17 protein-coding genes are annotated in these 16,927 nt (G+C 70.6%); 5 read left to right on the top strand and 12 right to left on the bottom strand.

What is annotated here, in order from left to right; all coding sequences use genetic code 11:
* Positions 1 to 21 precede the first annotated feature (21 nt).
* A complete protein-coding gene (locus LXT13_RS22995) occupies positions 22 to 855 on the top strand; it encodes an HDOD domain-containing protein (protein WP_233374652.1) in 834 nt (277 codons plus the stop codon).
* Here LXT13_RS22995 and LXT13_RS23000 read toward each other — a convergent pair.
* Entirely contained in the window at positions 840 to 1,493 is a 654-nt protein-coding gene (locus LXT13_RS23000) for a PEP-CTERM sorting domain-containing protein (protein ID WP_233374653.1), read from the bottom strand. The genes LXT13_RS22995 and LXT13_RS23000 overlap by 16 nt on opposite strands.
* Positions 1,494 to 1,640: 147 nt before the next feature.
* Entirely contained in the window at positions 1,641 to 2,123 is a 483-nt protein-coding gene (locus LXT13_RS23005; protein WP_233374654.1) for an Lrp/AsnC family transcriptional regulator, read from the bottom strand.
* A gap of 114 nt (positions 2,124 to 2,237) precedes the next feature.
* On the opposite strand from LXT13_RS23005, the gene hppD reads away from it, so the two are divergent.
* Positions 2,238 to 3,374, top strand: coding sequence for a 4-hydroxyphenylpyruvate dioxygenase (gene hppD / locus LXT13_RS23010; protein ID WP_233374655.1), 1,137 nt, complete (start codon positions 2,238 to 2,240; stop codon positions 3,372 to 3,374).
* Here hppD and LXT13_RS23015 read toward each other — a convergent pair.
* Entirely contained in the window at positions 3,329 to 4,195 is an 867-nt protein-coding gene (locus LXT13_RS23015; protein ID WP_233374656.1) for an esterase/lipase family protein, read from the bottom strand. The genes hppD and LXT13_RS23015 overlap by 46 nt on opposite strands.
* A gap of 35 nt (positions 4,196 to 4,230) precedes the next feature.
* On the opposite strand from LXT13_RS23015, the gene LXT13_RS23020 reads away from it, so the two are divergent.
* Entirely contained in the window at positions 4,231 to 4,923 is a 693-nt protein-coding gene (locus LXT13_RS23020) for a DUF8198 family protein (RefSeq protein WP_233374657.1), read from the top strand.
* Between the two features lie 71 nt (positions 4,924 to 4,994).
* A complete protein-coding gene (locus tag LXT13_RS23025) occupies positions 4,995 to 6,731 on the top strand; it encodes an AMP-binding protein (protein WP_233374658.1) in 1,737 nt (578 codons plus the stop codon).
* Positions 6,732 to 6,746: 15 nt separating this feature from the next.
* Here the strand turns inward: LXT13_RS23025 and LXT13_RS23030 are convergent, their stop codons facing one another.
* The 4 genes from LXT13_RS23030 to purE are packed head-to-tail and all read right to left on the bottom strand — an operon-like array spanning position 6,747 to position 10,436.
* Complete coding sequence (locus LXT13_RS23030) at positions 6,747 to 7,706, bottom strand: SGNH/GDSL hydrolase family protein (protein ID WP_233374659.1); 960 nt, start codon at positions 7,704 to 7,706, stop codon at positions 6,747 to 6,749.
* 25 nt (positions 7,707 to 7,731) lie between these two features.
* Positions 7,732 to 8,715 (bottom strand): L-threonylcarbamoyladenylate synthase, encoded by a 984-nt coding sequence (locus LXT13_RS23035; protein WP_233374899.1) that lies wholly within the window; start codon positions 8,713 to 8,715, stop codon positions 7,732 to 7,734.
* A gap of 60 nt (positions 8,716 to 8,775) precedes the next feature.
* A complete protein-coding gene (locus LXT13_RS23040) occupies positions 8,776 to 9,975 on the bottom strand; it encodes a 5-(carboxyamino)imidazole ribonucleotide synthase (RefSeq protein WP_233374660.1) in 1,200 nt (399 codons plus the stop codon).
* Positions 9,972 to 10,436 (bottom strand): 5-(carboxyamino)imidazole ribonucleotide mutase, encoded by a 465-nt coding sequence (gene purE / locus LXT13_RS23045; protein ID WP_233374900.1) that lies wholly within the window; start codon positions 10,434 to 10,436, stop codon positions 9,972 to 9,974. The genes LXT13_RS23040 and purE overlap by 4 nt, the downstream gene beginning before the upstream one ends.
* A gap of 112 nt (positions 10,437 to 10,548) precedes the next feature.
* On the opposite strand from purE, the gene LXT13_RS23050 reads away from it, so the two are divergent.
* Positions 10,549 to 11,502, top strand: coding sequence for a tetratricopeptide repeat protein (locus tag LXT13_RS23050; RefSeq protein WP_233374661.1), 954 nt, complete (start codon positions 10,549 to 10,551; stop codon positions 11,500 to 11,502).
* A gap of 18 nt (positions 11,503 to 11,520) precedes the next feature.
* On the opposite strand, the gene LXT13_RS23055 is transcribed toward LXT13_RS23050, so the two are convergent.
* The 5 genes from LXT13_RS23055 to LXT13_RS23075 all read right to left on the bottom strand — a co-directional run bounded on the left by LXT13_RS23055 (position 11,521) and on the right by LXT13_RS23075 (position 16,926).
* Positions 11,521 to 12,516: a class I SAM-dependent methyltransferase gene (locus LXT13_RS23055; protein ID WP_233374662.1), complete on the bottom strand. Its 996-nt coding sequence runs from the start codon at positions 12,514 to 12,516 to the stop codon at positions 11,521 to 11,523.
* Positions 12,517 to 12,660: 144 nt separating this feature from the next.
* The gene (locus LXT13_RS23060) at positions 12,661 to 14,358 is read right to left on the bottom strand and encodes a serine/threonine protein kinase (protein ID WP_233374663.1); all 1,698 of its coding nucleotides are present in this window, start codon (positions 14,356 to 14,358) and stop codon (positions 12,661 to 12,663) included.
* Between the two features lie 114 nt (positions 14,359 to 14,472).
* Entirely contained in the window at positions 14,473 to 15,615 is a 1,143-nt protein-coding gene (locus LXT13_RS23065) for a hypothetical protein (protein ID WP_233374664.1), read from the bottom strand.
* Between the two features lie 22 nt (positions 15,616 to 15,637).
* Complete coding sequence (locus LXT13_RS23070) at positions 15,638 to 16,534, bottom strand: phosphoribosylaminoimidazolesuccinocarboxamide synthase (RefSeq protein WP_233374665.1); 897 nt, start codon at positions 16,532 to 16,534, stop codon at positions 15,638 to 15,640.
* Positions 16,535 to 16,545: 11 nt separating this feature from the next.
* Positions 16,546 to 16,926, bottom strand: coding sequence for a response regulator (locus LXT13_RS23075; RefSeq protein ID WP_233374666.1), 381 nt, complete (start codon positions 16,924 to 16,926; stop codon positions 16,546 to 16,548).
* Position 16,927 lies beyond the last annotated feature (1 nt).

Consider the following 16,927-nt stretch of genomic DNA (forward strand, 5'->3'; position numbering starts at 1 on the left):
GCCTCCCTCTAGCATCGGGCCATGTCCGCCCGCCTGCGTCTGCAAACCCCGCCCGCCACGCTTGAAGCCTGGGTGAATGCCTTCGCCTCGGCCGAGATTCCTGTGCTGACGGAAACCGCCGAGTCGCTGGAGCACATGCGCGCCAGCGAGGACGACATGGACGCCCATGGGCTGGGCGAAATGATCGCGGCCGACCCGCTGATGACGCTGAAGGTGCTGGCCCACGCCAGCGAGCTGCCGCGCGGCCGTCTGATGGCCGACCCCGAGACCGTGACGGCCGCCCTGGTGCTGATGGGCATCACGCCGTTCTTCCGCGCGTTCGGCCCTCAGCCCACGCTGGAAGCCGTGCTGGCCGACCACGAAGACGCACTGCTGGGTCTGTCACGCGTCATGCAGCGCGCCGAGCGGGCCTCACGCTATGCGCTGGGCTTTGCCGCCCACCGGGCCGACCCGGATGCCGCCGTCATCCACAGCGCCGCGCTGCTGCACGACTTCGCCGAGATGCTGCTGTGGGTGCATGCGCCGGACCTGGCGCTGGCGATCGCCAACCTGCAGGACGCTGACCATGCGCTGCGCAGCGCTGCGGCACAGCGTCAGGTGCTGGGCATCGAGCTGGCCGACCTGGAACAGGCACTGATGAAGCGCTGGCATCTGCCGGACCTGCTGACGCGCATCACGAACGACAAGCATGCCAGCGACCCGCAGGTGCGCTGCGTGCACCTGGCCGTGCGCCTGGCGAGGCACACGGCCCGGGGCTGGGACGACGCCGGCGTGCCCGACGACCTGCACGAGATCGCCGAGCTGCTCAACCTCGGCGCCGAGCACACGCTGAAGCTACTTCACGAGTTCGACTGACGGCGGCGATACATCGCCACGAGGCCGAGACCGCCGAGCAGCAGTGCGGCGCTGGCCGGCTCGGGCACCGGCGTGGCGGTGAAGTTGGTGTTGTTTGGCGCGAAGTCCGAGATCGCCGCGACGCCGGCGAACGCCGTGTCCCGCGGCCACAGGTTCCAGGTGTAGTCAAGTTTGTTGGCAAAGCCGGTGCTGGGCAGCAGGCTGCCGCTCACCGTGGCGGTGATCGTCTTGCCGCTGACGACGACCGCGCCCACAGGCAGAGTGGCCTTGTCTGCAGGCAGTCCCGGCAGGCTGCCGGTGCCGTTGGGACGCAGCAGGATGACCTGGTCGAAGCGCACGCCGGCCAGGCCGAGGCTTTTCTCGAACCCGGCCGCGCCCTGGCCGCGGTTGACGCCCCAGACGTAGAGGCCGCTCTTCGTCGTGCCGACGTTGCCGTCCATCGTGGCGGTGAGCGTGAAGGTGTCGGTACCGGCGTTGTAGAACACGCTGGCGGCCAGTACGTCGAGGTCGGTGCTGGCGCTGCTGCCGGCAAAGGTGCCGAGGAAGTCGCCCTTGGCGTCGTCGATGCTGGCCAGTGCATGGCTGGCTAGCGGCGTGAGCAGGGCGAGGACGGCGGCGGAAGTCGCGAGAAGGCGCATGCGGAACTCCTGAGAATGGCGGAGGGAAGAGACGGCCCGCGGGCCGCGGTGGAAGAACCGGGACGCGGCGCCGGTGGCGCGGCGCGTCTTGACCGGTGAATCCCTCTTCCGCCAGGGAGGTTCAACGCACCCCTAGGTTGAAGGGTCCTAGACCGGTACCGCCGTCGTGTTCTTCAGCCGCTCCAGCACGAAGCTGGTCTTGCAGTCCTGCACGCTGGGGTGCATCAGCAGCGTGTCGCCGATGAAGCGGGCGTAGTGCTGCATGTCCTCGACGAGCACGCGCAGGAGGTAGTCCATCTCGCCGGTCAGCGCAGCGCATTCGACGACCTCGGGCCATGTCTGCACGGCAGCGCGGAACAGGTCGCGCGGGTTGCGCAGCGGGTTGTCGGTCTGCTTTTCCAGCCGCACATTGATGTAGGCGGTGAGGCCCAAGCCCACCCTCTGCGGCGCCACCAGCGCCACATAGCTCGTCACGACGCCGACGTCCTCCAGCCGGCGCACGCGCCGCAGCACCGCCGAGGCCGACAGGCCCACGTCGGCCGCCAGCGCGTCATAGGTGATGCGGCCGTCCTGCTGCAACGCACGCAGGATGCGGCGATCGATGGCGTCGAGATCAACCGGCTTGTCCACCTCTCGATTCTTGCAGGAATCCTGCGCTTCATGACGCAGCAGCGCCTGAGATTGCACGAAACCTGCGCCGGTCGCGCCGCAGAATTTCGCGTTCCACACCGAGGAGACTGCGCCATGGCCAAGTTCACCCCCTGGGACAACCCGATGGGCACCGACGGCTTCGAGTTCATCGAGTTCGCCGCGCCCGACCCGGCCGCGCTGGGCCGGCTGTTCGAGACCATGGGCTTTTGCGCAGTCGCGCGCCACCGGCACAAGGCGGTGACGCTGTACCGCCAGGGCGGCGTCAACTTCATCATCAACGCCGAGACGAACTCGTTCGCGCAGCGCTTCGCGCGCCTTCACGGCCCATCGATCTGCGCCATCGCCTTCCGCGTGCAGGACGCGGCGCTGGCCTACCAGCGCGCGCTGGAACTGGGTGCCTGGGGCTTCGACAACAAGGCCGGCCCGATGGAGCTGAACATCCCGGCCATCAAGGGCATCGGCGACTCGCTGATCTACTTCGTCGACCGCTGGCAGGGCAAGGGCGGCGCGACAGCCGGCGCCATCGGCAACATCAGCATCTACGACGTCGACTTCGTGCCGCTGTTGGACGCCGCCGGCCAGCCCGTGGACCCGAACCCGGTGGGCCACGGCCTGACCGAGATCGACCACCTGACGCACAACGTCTTCCGTGGTCGCATGAAGGAGTGGGCGGAGTTCTACGAGCGCTTCTTCAACTTCCGCGAGGTGCGCTACTTCGACATCGAGGGCAAGCTGACCGGCCTGAAGAGCAAGGCCATGACCAGCCCCTGCGGCAAGATCCGCATCCCGATCAACGAGAGCTCCGACGACAAGAGCCAGATCGCCGAGTACCTGGACCTGTACCACGGCGAGGGCATCCAGCACGTGGCGCTCGCCACCGGCGACATCTACGGCACCGTGCAGGGCATGAAGACGGCGGGCGTCGAGTTCCAGGACACGATCGAGACCTACTTCGACCTCATCGACAAGCGCCTGCCGCAGCATGGCGAGAAAGTGGCCGAGCTGCGCCGCCTGCGCATCCTCATCGACGGCGCGACGCACCTGGGCGCCGACAACGAGCTGCTGCTGCAGATCTTCACGAAGGAAGTGATCGGCCCGATCTTCTTCGAGCTGATCCAGCGCAAGGGCAACGAGGGCTTCGGCGAAGGCAACTTCCAGGCGCTGTTCGAGAGCATCGAGCTCGATCAGATCCGCCGCGGCGTGCTGAAGGAGGCCGCCAGCGCGGCCTGAAACAGCGTCCATACGCGCGGGTCGGCCACCAGGCCCACATGACCCACACCGTCCACGCGGTGGGCGGCCGCGCCCGGCTGCACCGCCGTCGCCGCGGGCATGACCAACTGGTCGCACGGCGTCCAGACGCAGGTCAGCCGTGGCAGCGGCGGCAACTCCGCCACCCAGTCGCCGCGATGGCGCATCTGGCGGGCATTGAAGGCCGGCGAGAACGCGGCCATCAGCGTGCCCGCGTGCGGCGTGCCGAGCGTGATGACCTGCGGCGCCTCGGCCGTGGCATGGCGCCGCCACCAGGCCCGCACCGCCAGCCCGCCCATGCTGTGGCAGACGATCAGCGGCGGCCGGCCAGTCAGCATCCGCAGCCGCTGCACCTCGGCTTCGATCGCATCGGCGTAGTCGTCGATGCTGCCGAACGGCGGCTCCAGGCTCGGCGCGATGAAAGCCACGCCGGGCTGGCCGCGTAACCGGGCCATCCAGCCATTCCAGAACGCCCGGTTGCAGCTGAAGCCATGCACCAGCAGCACGCCGGCCTCAGCGCCGGCGGGAAGGTGGTCCGGCTCGGCATGAGTGCGCCAGGGCTGCCGCCAGCCGAAGCTGCGCTCGCTGATCGCCACCTCCAGCACCCAGGCGCGCAGCAGCTCACGCCAGCGCGGACAGCCGGGCCCTCGGTTGACGCGGCGCAGCAGCGCGAACGACGGCAACAGCAGCAAGGGGTAAGCGAAGCACGCCGCCAGCCCCCAGCCCCAGCCGAAGCGCCACCCCAGCGCCAAGCCTCCAAGCCAGCGCACGAAGAACCAGATCCGTTGCAGCCTTGCATTCATCGGCCCAGTGTAGGAAGGCAGAATCGACCGGGCCGATGGACCCCGAAACCCTGCTGGCCGAATTGCGCCAGGTCGATGCCGAACGCGCCCGCCGCGCCGCTGATGCGGGCCTCGCCGAGCGCGTCCAGTCGCTGAAGGCCTACCAACAGCGGCGGTTCGCCAAGACCTACGCCGACCTGCTCGTCAGCACCCGCTATGCGGCGGCGACGCGCTTCTTCCTGCAGGAGCTCTATGGCCCTGGCGACTACCGCCAGCGCGATGCCCAGTTCGCCCGCGTCGTGCCCGCGCTGACACGGCTGTTCCCCGCCGAGGTGGTCGGCACCGTGGCGAAGCTTGCGCAGCTCCACGCGCTGTCGGAACGGCTGGACACGCGCATGGCCGAGCTGCTGGCCTCGCCGACGCTGTCTGCCGAGGTCTATGCGGCCGCCTGGAGGGCCTGCGGCGAGCCGGCGTCGCGCCAGCAGCAGATCACGCTGACGCTGGCCATCGGCACGTCGCTGGACCGGCTGACCCGCAAGCCGCTGCTGCGCCAGTCGCTGCGGCTGATGCGCGGCCCGGCCCAGGTGGCCGGCCTCGGCGCGCTGCAGGCCTTCCTCGAATCCGGCTTCGACACCTTCCGCGCGATGCACGGCGCCAGTGAGTTCCTGGCCACGGTCGGAGAGCGCGAGGAGGCACTCGCCCAGGCCCTCTTTCTCGGCGAAGTTGGGGCGTTAGGGCAACTCCCCTAGCGAGATGTAACAACGGCGACCACCATCGGGGACTTCATGTCGCGCCGCCCGGCGACACACAAGGATCTCCGATGACCGCAGTCCTCGCAGAAGCCGCGCCCGAAGCCCCGTCCTGCGCGCGCCCGTGGCTCACCAGCTACCCCGCGGGCGTGCCGGCCGGCGTGGAGCCCACCAGCTGCCCTCACCTCGTCGAGCTGCTGGAGGCGGCCTTCCGGCGGCACGCCAACCGCGACGCCGCGGTCTGCATGGGCCAGCGCCTGAGCTTTGCCGACCTGGACCGCCTCTCGGCCCGGCTCGGCGCCTGGCTGCAGGCCCAGGGGCTCAAGCCCGGCGATCGCGTGGCGCTGATGATGCCCAACATGCTGCAGTACAGCATCGCCGTCGCCGCCGTGCTGCGCGCCGGCTTCGTCGTCGTCGGCGTGAACCCGGCCTACACGCCGCGCGAGCTGGCGCACCAGCTCAAGGACTCCGGCGCGCGTGCCCTCATCGTGCTGGAGAACTTCGCGCGGACGGTCGCGGACGTCATTGACGCGACCGAGGTCCGGCACGTCATCCTGACGTCGGTCGGCGACCTGCTCGGCTGGTGGAAGGGGTCGCTTGCCAACTTCGCGCGGCGCCACGTCAGCAAGCAAGTGCCCGAGTTCCGCCTGCCCACGGGTGATGGCCGCACTGTTGTGCGCTTCAACGAGGCGCTGCGCCATGGCGAGCGCCTGCCGCTGCGCAAGCCCGCGCTACGCCCGGACGACGTCGCCTTCCTGCAGTACACCGGCGGCACGACCGGCGTGTCCAAGGGCGCAACGCTGCTACACCGCAACGTCGCCGCCAATGTGCTGCAGATCGAGGCCTGGTTCCGGCCGATGCTGGCGCGGCTGCCCGATCCGCACGCCCCGCTCACGACCGTCTGCGTGCTGCCGCTGCACCATGTGTTCGCGCTCACGGCGTGCCTGCTGCTCGGCGCACGCATGGGTCATCTCAATCTGCTGGTGCCGGACGCGGGCGACGTTCCCGGCCTCGTCGACACGCTGCGCGGCCACAAGCTGCACATCTTCCCGGGAGCCGAGGCGATATTCGGCGCGCTGCTGCAGACGCCGGGGTTCCACCGGCTGGACTTCTCCGAACTCGCCATCACCAGCGGCGGGGGCATGGCCCTGCAGCCGGCCACGGCCGAGCGATGGCTGCAGGCCACCGGCTGCCCGATCGTGGAGGGCTACGGCCTGTCGGAGACATCGCCGGCCGTGGCGATCAACCCGCTCGACCCGCGTGAGTTCAACGGCAGCGTCGGCCTGCCGCTGCCATCCACCGAGATCAGCATCCGCGACGACGACGGCCAGCAGTTGCCAGCGGGTGAGCCTGGCGAGATCTGCGTCCGCGGCCCGCAGGTCATGGCCGGCTACTGGCGGCGGCCCGAAGAGACGGCGCAGGCGCTGTGGCACGACGGCTTCTTCAAGACGGGGGACATCGGCGTCATGGACGAGCGCGGCTTCGTGCGCCTCGTCGACCGCAAGAAGGACCTGATCCTGGTCGGCGGCCTCCACGTCTATCCGAGCGAGGTCGAGCAGGTGGCCGGCCAGCATCCCGGCGTTCTGGCGTGCGCCGCCGTCGGTGTGCCGGAGCCGCGCGGCGGCGAGGCCGTCAAGCTGTTCGTCGTGCGGCGCGACGCGGCCCTCGACGAGGACGCGCTGGCCCGCCACTGCGCCCGGCAGCTGGCGGCCTACAAGCGGCCGCGGTTTATCGAGTTCTGCGCCGAATTACCAAGGAATGGCGTCGGCAAGATCCTGCGCCGCGAGCTACGGGCGCTGGATGCCTGAAACCGCCGGACCGCGTCAGAACGGGTTGTTCTTGGCGCGCGACAGGAACAGGTTGCCGATGTCCGTCTGCGCCTTCGGGCCCAGCAGCGTGTCGCCGGCCCACAGCCACTGCGACGGGATCGCGTCGGCCTTCAGCGTGTCGGTCGTGCAGTCCTGCGGCGCGACGTTGCTGAGGCAGGCGGCCTGCGTCGAATTGGAGAAGCCGAAGAGCGACGGGTAGCGCGTGTAACGCTGGATCGTCTCGTCGACCAGGGCCAGCCCGATCAAGTGGCCGTCGTTGATGATGTTCAGTCGCATCGCCGTGTTGAACGCGGCGCTGAGCTCATCGAGGAAGGCCGCGCGGTCGATGTCCGTCTGCTGCTCGCGCTCGCGCTGGCCGAAGGGCGTCTGGCCCACGTCGAAGATGGTGGCGATGACCACCCGGCCGTTGGCATTGGCGATGCGGTTGGCCTGGTCGGCCAGCTGCTTGCCGCGGGCCTTGGCCTCGTTGATGAGCGAGTCCTTGCTGACGGCCGGGTACTGGCGATACAGCTCAACGATATCGTTCACGCCAACCATGATGCCGACGATGTCCCTCGGGCCGAAACGGTCGTTGGCCAGGTGTTTGTCGATCTGGTCGCTCACGTCGACCACCTTGGCGCCGGCCGCCGCGTACATCAGGCCCTGCGGCAACGCGACGAAGGCCGAGTTGCACTGTGGGTAGACGAAGCCGAACCCGCCGGCCAGCGACTGGCTCCAGACGGGGCTCTGCGTGCAGTCGACCAGCTTGGTGGTGCTGTCCAGCCCGTTGACGGTGTACTTCTTGCCGCTGGAAAGAATGACGCCGCTCTCGTCGCCGAAGGCGATGGCGCGCGTCGGCGCGAACGGTTCGATCTGCGAGGTGCCCCCGCCGCCACAGCCGGCCAGCAGCGCGGCGGCGGCCAGCGAAGCCCAAGCGAGGCCGCGCTTCAATTTCTGGGAGACAACACGTTGCATGACGATCAACTCAGGGACAGGGAACTCAATCGGAGAAGGCGGCGGCGGCCCGGCTGAGCCGGTCGCGCACGCCATCCCATGCGGGGTCGGCCGGGGGCGCCTCGACCCAGATCTCACGGGCGCCGGCCGCGTCCATCGACCGCAGCACCGCGAACAATTCGTGGGCCGCCGCCGCCGGATCGGCCGGCAGGGCCTGCCAGCGCCAGGCCGGTAACCGGGCGCGTGAATATACCGCCACCCCCTCCAAGCCCCCGCTGGCGGCGGCGGTGGCGGAAAGTAAAGCCAGCCGGTCGGCCGTCATCAGCCGCACGCGCGCTGCCGGCGCGTAATGCGCCGCCAGCGTGCCCGACGCCTTGGGGGCGGTGGCGTCCGGCTCGGCTAGCGGCTCGCCCAACACGGCCTCGATGCGCTCGCGGCTGAGCAGCCCGGGGCGCAGCAGCGCCGGTCGCTCCCGGCTGCAGTCGACGATGCTCGACTCGATGCCCACCTCGCACGCGCCGCCGTCCAGCACCATCAGCCCGGGCCCGAACTCGTCGACGACATGCCGGGCCAGCGTCGGGCTGACGCGGCCGAAGCGGTTGGCGCTCGGTGCTGCCACGCCCGCCACGCCCAGCGCGCGCGCCGCCGCCAGCACGGCGCGGGCGACCGGGTGGGCTGGCGCACGCAGCGCGATGGTCGCCTGCCCGCCAGCGGCGCCGCTCGCCACGCCAGGGCGGCGCGGCACGATGACCGTCAGCGGCCCCGGCCAGAAGGCGTCCATCAGCCGCCGCGCGATGGCCGGCAACTGCCCGGCAAAGGGCTCGCCGCCAGCGGCGTCCAGCACGTGGACGATCAGCGGGTGGTCGCTCGGCCGGCCCTTGGCCGCGAAGATCTGCGCGACGGCGGCGTCATCGTCGGCGCGCGCCGCCAGGCCGTAGACCGTCTCCGTGGGCAGGCCCAGCAGGCCGCCCTCGGCCAGGCGCTGCGCGGCGGCCTGGATGGCGTCGGAATCGTTACCGGGCAGCAGCATCACGGCCGGTGCATCCGTGCCGCGTCAGGCCGACGATGAGCGTACAGAGCCGTCATGCCGTCAGAAGTCCACCGGAAGGCCGAGGATGGCTGCTGCCTGCCGCGCCACGTCGCGCGCCGCCTCGGCGGTGTCGGCCGTGATGTTGAGATGGCCCATCTTGCGGCCGTGCCGTGCCTCGGCCTTGCCGTACAGATGCAGATGCGTGCCGGGCAGCGCCAGCACGCGGTCCCACGGCGGCGGCGTCGGGCCGCCATCGGCGGAGAACCACAGGTCGCCCAGCAGGTTCAGCATGACGGACGGCGAATGCTGGCGAAGTTCAGGCAGCGGCAGCCCGGCCAGCGCACGCACCTGCAGTTCGAACTGCGAGGCATTGCAGCCGTTCATCGTCCAGTGGCCGGAGTTGTGCGGCCGCGGCGCCATCTCGTTGACCACCAGGCGCCCGTCGGCAAGCCAGAAGAACTCGATGCACAGCACGCCTACGTAGGCCAGCGCCTCGGCGACCTGGCGCGCGGCGGCGACGGCCTGCTGCTGGACAGCCACCGGCACGTCCGGCGCCGGCACCTGCGTGACGGCCAGGATGCCGCCGCGGTGCAGGTTCTGCTGCACCGGATAGCTGACGATCTGGCCGTCCGCGCCCCGTGCCAGCAGCACGCTCAGCTCGCGCTTCAGGGGCAGTAGCTGCTCCAGCACGCAGGGCACGCGCTTCAGGCCGTCCCAGGCCGCAGCCAGCTCAGCCTGCGTGTTGACGCGCACTTGGCCCTTGCCGTCGTAGCCCATGCGGCTGGTCTTCAGGATGCCGGGCAGCAGCGCCGGGTCCACGGCGGCCAGCTCGATGTCGTTCGTAATGACGGCATGCGGCGCGGGATAGACGCCGGACTGGGCGCCTGCGGCCTCAAAGTGCGCCTTCTCGACAGCGCGGTCCTGGCAGACGGCCACAGCCGCTGCTGCGGGCGCCACGGTGCGCATGCCCGCCAACGTCTCCAGTGCCACGGCGGGCACGTTCTCGAATTCGGTCGTGATCGCGTCACAGTCGCGCGCCAGCTGGGCCAGGCCGAAGGAATCGAGGTAGTCGGCCCGCACATGCTGCTCGGCCACGGCGCCGGCCGGGCTGATGGCGTCCGGGTCCAGCACGACGCAGCGGTAGCCCAGCGCCTGCGCGGCATGGACGAACATGCGGCCCAGCTGGCCGCCGCCCAGCACGCCCAGCGTCGCCTGACGGGACCCGCCCGGCGTCGTGGCCCCGGGGAGCAGCGCGCTCAACGCAGGTCCTCGGTCATCGCCTGCGCCACGGCCGTCTGGCGGGCGCGGAAGGCGGCCAGCTTCTGCAGCAGCGCGGCGTCGCCCGTGGCCAGCGTCGCCACGGCGAACAGCGCCGCGTTGGCCGCCCCGGCGTTGCCGATGGCGAACGTCGCGACGGGAATGCCCTTGGGCATCTGCACGATCGAATGCAGCGAATCAACACCCTGCAGATGGCGGCTGGCCACCGGCACGCCCAGCACGGGGACGGTGGTCTTGGCCGCCAGCATGCCCGGCAGATGGGCTGCGCCGCCCGCGCCGGCGATGATGGCCTTCAGGCCGCGTCCGGCCGCAGCTTCGGCGTAGGCGAACATCTCGTCGGGCATGCGGTGGGCCGACACGACCCGAGCCTCGAACGGCACGCCGAACTCGGTCAGAATCTCGGCGGCCTGCTTCATCGTTTCCCAGTCGCTGCTGGAGCCCATGACGATGCCGATGACGGCGTCGGGGTTCAAAGGGACTGACGTAGACAAGAGGCGCTCCGAGACTCAGGGAAGCCTTGAATTGTAGAAGCCGAGGCTCCAGCTACCTCCCGCCATGATCGACATCACCCTCCAGAACTTCGAAGCCGAACTCATCAACGCGTCGATGCGCCAGCCCGTGCTGCTGGACATCTGGGCGCCATGGTGCGGCCCCTGCCGCACGCTCGGTCCCATCCTGGAGAAGCTGGAGACGGCCTACGCCGGTCGCTTCGGACTGGCCAAGCTGAACAGCGACGAGGTGCCCGAGATCGCCGGCCAGCTGAGCCAGATGTTCGGCGTGCGCAGCATCCCGTTCTGCGTGATGTTCGTGGACGGCCAGCCGGTGGACGGTTTCGTCGGCGCGCTGCCCGAGTCGCAGATCCGCGAGTTCCTAGACAAGCACGTGCCCGCCGGCGAGGAGCTGGAGGCCGAGGCCGACGTGGCGGAAGCAGAAGACCTGATGGCCGAGGGCGACCTGGAAGCCGCGCTGGCCAAGCTGGCCCATGCCGTCGAGACCGACCCGGCCAACGACACCGCCCGCTTCGACTACGTGAAGGCGCTGCTGGAGCTGGGCCTGCTGGAGGATGCCCGCGCCGCGTTCGCGCCGGTGGCCGCGAAGGCGGCGGACACGATCACGCCGCACGCCCGCTTCGCCGCGCTGGCCGTCTGGCTGACCGCCATCGAAGACGCGGCAACGACCGACGCCGCCGAGCTCCAAGCCGCCATCGCCGCCAACAAGCGCGACTTCGACGCCCGCTTCACGCTGGCCCAGCACCATCTCGCCCACCAGCGTTTCACCGAAGCGATGGACGAGCTGCTGGAGATCATCATGCGCGACAAGACCTGGAACGGCGAGGCCGCACGCAAGGCCTATGTCGCCATCCTGGAGCTGCTGACGAAGCCAGCACCGAAGCCGACCACCGAGGCCAAGGGCGGCGGCACGCTGGAGATCGCCGGCAAGGCCGCCGTCGTGCAGAGCGACCCGCTGATCGACCAGTACCGCCGCAAGCTGTCGATGGCGCTGTTCTGAGCCGGCGCGGCCGAGCCGCTACGCCGCCTCGAAGAAGAACACCGCCTGGTCGCCCCGCCCCTCGCGGTTGAGCGCGCGGGCCCGGGTCCGCCATTGCTGCACCTGCTCGTCGCTGGCCTGGAACCGCGGGCCGCTGTAGCCGGGAGGCAGCAGCGTGGGGATACCGCGCCGGTATTTCTCGCTGACAAGGAACTGGTGCTCGTCCGAATCGCAGTACGACGCCACCCGCGCCAGGCCGCCCTGCTGCGCCAGACTTTGCATGCTCTTGCGCGTGTGCAGGTACAGGTGGCGCGGCGCGTCCAGCTGGAACCAGTCCACGCCGTACTCCTCCCAGGCGGCGCAGTCCGCGACCGGGATGCGCACCAGGGCCGTGCCGCCGGGCGCCAGCAGCGTCTGCAGCTTGCGGAACACCGCCCGCGGCGCCTCCATGTGCTCGAACGAGTGGTGCATCATGATCAGGTCGAACAGGCCATCGAGCGCTTCGAGGCTGCAGCGCTTGAAGCGCAGCGTGGCGTCCACCTGCCGCTCCTCGGGCAGGAAGGGGTCGATGCCCAGCAGACTGGTGAACCCGGCATTGCGCAGCCGGTACAGCAGTTGGCCGCCGCCGCAGCCCACGTCGACGATGCGGCTGCGCAGGCTGAGCCGCGGCACGCGCCGGATGGCGCTGTAGGCGGCGCGGAGCGAGGGCACCGACACCCGCAGCGGCAGCGCATCGCCGCCGGGGGCGAACAGCATGGCCTGGTCGCGCAGGCGGTTGAGCCAGTTCTTCAGGGGGTGGCGATAGGCGGCTTCATGGCCGCCGCGCAGGCTGTAGTAGTCGCCCCGGTAGTACGGACCCATGTCGGGCGGGATGGCGGCAATCTGCAGGCAGCCGCAGTTCGTGCACTGGAAATACTCGAACGGCTCGCGCAGGCCATACATCATCTCCCGCGCCACGAAGACCGGGTGGTGGCCATGGCTGTCGCAGACCCGGCAGGCATGCACGGCAGGGCCGCGCGCCGCAACGGGCGCCATGGGCGGGGAAACCAGCAAGGAATCGCCTGACGTCATACGCACCGCCGGAGGTGGAACTCCAGGGCAGTCTAGCGATCCGGGGTGACAAGGCGCTGCGGGGCACCCCCCCAATTTGTCAGCGCCCGCGGGCCGTCGCCAGGCAGCTCAGCGCAGGCTGCTGCGCTGCTCGCGGATCTCGCGCAGCTTCACACACTCGGGGTCATTGCGGAAGACTGGCTTCTCGCACTGACGGTCGATGCACCAGGCGCGCGCCAGCAGCACGCGGCCACCGCAGGCCTCGGAGGCGGTGCGGTGCTCGACGGCGGCCGGCATCGGCGCGGGCTCGGCCTGGGCGACCGGCGCCGCCGCCACCGGCTCCGGTGCGGCATAGACCGGGCTGCGCGGCACCGGGTGCGACTCGCCAGCCTTCTCGGCGCTCGCCGACCTGGCGGCTGTATCGCCGCGGCGCGCGGTGGACGCTCGCCCGGCGCCAGTGCCCGACACCGCCGTCGGCAACGGTTTGGCGGGCTGCGAAGCCGCCAGCGACACCACCGCACCGGCCGACTCGGAAGCCGCCGGTTCAGGCTCCAGCGGCACGGGCTCGACCCGGGCCGCGGACGCGGCGAGTTCGGCGGCTGATGCGGCCGACGCAGCCTCTGCGGCCGCTGCAGCAGAAGCCGCAATGGCAGCGGCCTCGGCCGCCTGCGCGTTCCGAGCCACGTTGTGGCGCCACTGCGCGATGACCAGCGCGACCAGCGCCACGCCCAGCACGGCCGCGGCCACCAGCCACACGACACCGGGCCGGCGCGAAGCGGTAGCGCCGGCCATGCGGCCTGGCAGCTCTTCCGGCGCGATCTGCACGGTGTCCGCGAATTCGATGTCCAGCTTCTCCGGCGGCGGCGGAGGCGGAGGCGGTGGAGGCGGGCGGCGGGACCGGCGCGACGCCCCCCTGGCCGGCGGCACGGTGGCGCGGCCCTCGATGGCGTCGCGCCATGCAGCAGCGTTCTGCGGACGCTGGTGCGGCGGCACGCGCAACGCCCAGTCGAGCGCCGCGAGGAACGTCGGCGAATAGCCCTCGATCGCCAGCGGTGTCAGTTCATCGGCCATAGCGCGGGCCGTGCACGGCGGCGGCGGACGGCCGATGAGCAACTCGTGCATGACCGCGGCCAGCGCATAGAAGTCGGTCCACGGGCCCTGCTTCAGGCCGTCCGCCTCGGCGTACTGCTCGATCGGCGCGAAGCTGGGCTTGAGGATGGCCGTGAAGACCTGCGTGCGATCGCTGATGGCCTGGCGCGCGGCGCCGAAGTCCAGCAGGATGGGCGAGCCGCCATCGGCCGGCAGGAAGATGTTGTCGGGCGCGACGTCGCGGTGCCAGACCTGTTGCGCATGCAGCGCCTCCAGGCCGCTGAGCACAGCGTCGAAGATGCGTCGCGTCCAGGCCTCGGGCGGCGGCGTGGCCTGCGTGTTGCGCGCCTCGCGCAGGTTCTGCCCGACCAGCCGGGGCATGGCCATGTAGGCCGTGCCGTTGGCCTCCCAGAAGCGGTAGACCTTCAGCAGCGACGGATGGTCGAACCGCGCCAGCAGACGCGCCTCGTTGACGAAGCTGCGGCGACCAAGCTCGAAGGTCTCGCGCATGGAGATGGAGCGCACCGAGACCTGGGACTGCCCGTCGCGCTGGGCGAACTGACTGGGCATGTACTCCTTGATCGCGATCTCGCGCTCCAGCGAGTGGTCAACCGCGAGGTAGACGATGCCGAAGCCGCCGACGCCCAGCGTGCCGAGGATCTCCAGCTCGCCGAAGCGCGTGCCACTGGGCAGGGCCAGCAGCGCGTGGTCGGCGGCGTCGGGGGGCACGGCGGTCATGGCGGGCGAGGGTAACGCAGCGATGGCGGGCGGACAGCCCCAAAAGCGGAACCCGGTGCGCCGGTTCGTGGAGGAAGTCTTGCCACTGCGCACCAGCTTGGGTGCGATTCGACCTTACTTTTGAGGATGCGCGAGGTCGGCGGCCCGCAGGCGCTCGGCCCAGTCGCGCCTCTGGGCAGCGTCCTGCGCCCAGGCCTCGGCGGCGGCTTCGGTCTGCGCTGCGGCCAAGGTCGCCTCACCCAGCTTGGCATACACCTGGGACAGCCGGGCGTGCAGCGTGGCGCGGTCGTCGATGTCGCAACCGGGCTGATCCTCGGCCAGCACCTCCAGCGCGGCCTGGTCAGCGAGCGCGCGGGCGCGCAGCGCCTCGCCCGTGTTGGCCCAGCACCACGCCAGGTCGGCCAGCAGGCTGCAGCCCAGCCGCGCGAGGCCCGTGGCCAGCGCCGCGGGCAACTGCGCTTCCAGCAGGCTGGCGGCCTCGGCATGGTCGCCCTGGACGGCCAGCAGCTGCGCACGCAGCAGCGGTGTGAGGTCGCCGCGGGCGGAGCCGCCGACGGCGTCGTCGTAGCGATCGATGGACTCGACGCTCAGCAGCGCGGCCGGGGCCTCGCCCGGCTCGCCCGACAGCGCGGCATGACGGATGCGCAGCGCGCGCTGCTGCGACTGGTTGTAGAGCAGCGCCGCCAGACCGGCGTCATCGCCTTCCGCAACGGCATGCTGGCGCGCCAGGGCCCACCAGGGCTGAGCGGCGGCCTCGCCCGCTGCCATGCTCCAGGCCGAGGCCAGGGCCGTCGCCACGCGGTAGGCAGCGCCGTGGTCGTCCGGCTTGAGCGCCGCCAGCGATGCCTGCGCATGGCAGATCAGGCCGTCGATGTCGCGCCCGACGAAATCCATCTGCGCGAGCCAGGCATCGGCCAGCGCCTGCAGCGACCGCAGGCCGGCGGCCCGCGCCATCACCTGCGCGCGTCGCACCCTGTCCCGTGCCCCGCCGCCGAAGCCCACGAAGTAGGCCATCAGCCCTTCGGCGAGATGCAGCCAGGCGGCCAGTTCGATGCGTGGGTGGACGAGGGTGCGGGCATGCAGCCGGTCCAGCTCCTCGCGGGCCTCGGCCTCGCGACCGTGGCGCAGCCACAGGATGGCGCGCTGCACCTGCAGCACGGCGGCACGGGCGGGCATGGCGCCGACGGCGGCGATCTCGCCGTCCAGGCGCTGGGCCAGCCGGCTGCGCAGCTTGACCGACCCGCCCGCTGCGCTCATGAGTGCACCCTCGGCGCGGCGCTCATGCCGTCAGCCGCTGCAGCGCTTCTTCGTATTTCTGCACCGTGCGGGCGATGACCTCGGGCGGCAGCGCCGGGGCGGGGGCCTTCTTGGGCCAGGGCTGGCCGTCGATGCGCACCGACTCCAGCCAGTCGCGCACGAACTGCTTGTCGTAGCTCGGCGGGTTGCTGCCCGGCGCATAGCTCTCGACGGGCCAGTAGCGCGACGAGTCGGGCGTCAGCACCTCGTCCATCAGCGTCAGTGTGCCGTCGGCGTCCAGGCCGAATTCGAACTTGGTGTCGGCAATGATGATGCCCTTGGTCAGCGCGAAGTCGGCCGCGCGCTGGTAGAGCTCGATGGAGATGTCGCGCACGCGCGTGGCGAGGTCGGCACCGATGATTTTCGCGGCCTGGTCGAACGTGATGTTCTCGTCGTGGTCGCCCATCTCGGCCTTGGTGGCGGGCGTGAAGATCGGCGCAGGCAGCTTGTCGGCATTGCGCAGGCCGGCCGGCAGCGCGACGCCGCAGACGCTCTGCGTCTTCTGGTACTCGGCCCAGCCGCTGCCCGCGAGATAACCCCGCACGACGGCCTCGATGGGCAACGGCTTCAGCCGCTTGACGAGCATCGCGCGGTCGCGCACCTGCTCGCGCTCCAGCGGCTCCAGCACGGCCAGCGGGTCCTCGCCGGTCAGATGGTTGGGCACGACGCCTTGCAGCTTGTCGAACCAGAACAGCGCCATCTTCGTCAGCAGCGCGCCCTTGCCAGGGATGGGCTCGCCCATGATGACGTCGAAGGCCGAGAGGCGGTCGCTGGCGACCATCAGGATGCGGTCGTCACCGACCGCGTAGTTCTCACGCACCTTGCCGCGGCCGAGCAGCGGCAGGGAGGTCAACTTGGATTCGTAGAGGGCTTGCGACATGGCCGCGGATTTTAGGTGCCGCCCGCGGCGAGGCAGGTCCGGACGCTTGCCGCGAAGCTGCGCACGTCGATCGGCTTGGCCAGGTAGCCGTCACAGCCGGCGGCGCGAAAGCGTTGCTCGTCGCCCTGCATCGCATAGGCGGTGAAGGCGATCAGCGGGATGCCGGCCAGGCCCGGATCGGCCTTGACGCCACGCACCAGCGTCAGCCCGTCGGTGCCAGGCAGCTGGATGTCGACGAGGACGAGCGCTGGCCGGCGAGCCCGCAGCCGTGCCCAGGCCTGCTCCACGTCGAGCGCGACGTCGACGGCGAAGCCGTCCGCCTCCAGCACGCAGCGCGCCAGCTCAAGGTTGAGCGGGTTGTCGTCGACGATGAGGACCGCTTCGCCCGCCATC

It is taken from the genome of Pelomonas cellulosilytica, assembly GCF_021353265.1.
Lineage (GTDB): Bacteria > Pseudomonadota > Gammaproteobacteria > Burkholderiales > Burkholderiaceae_C > Pelomonas > Pelomonas cellulosilytica.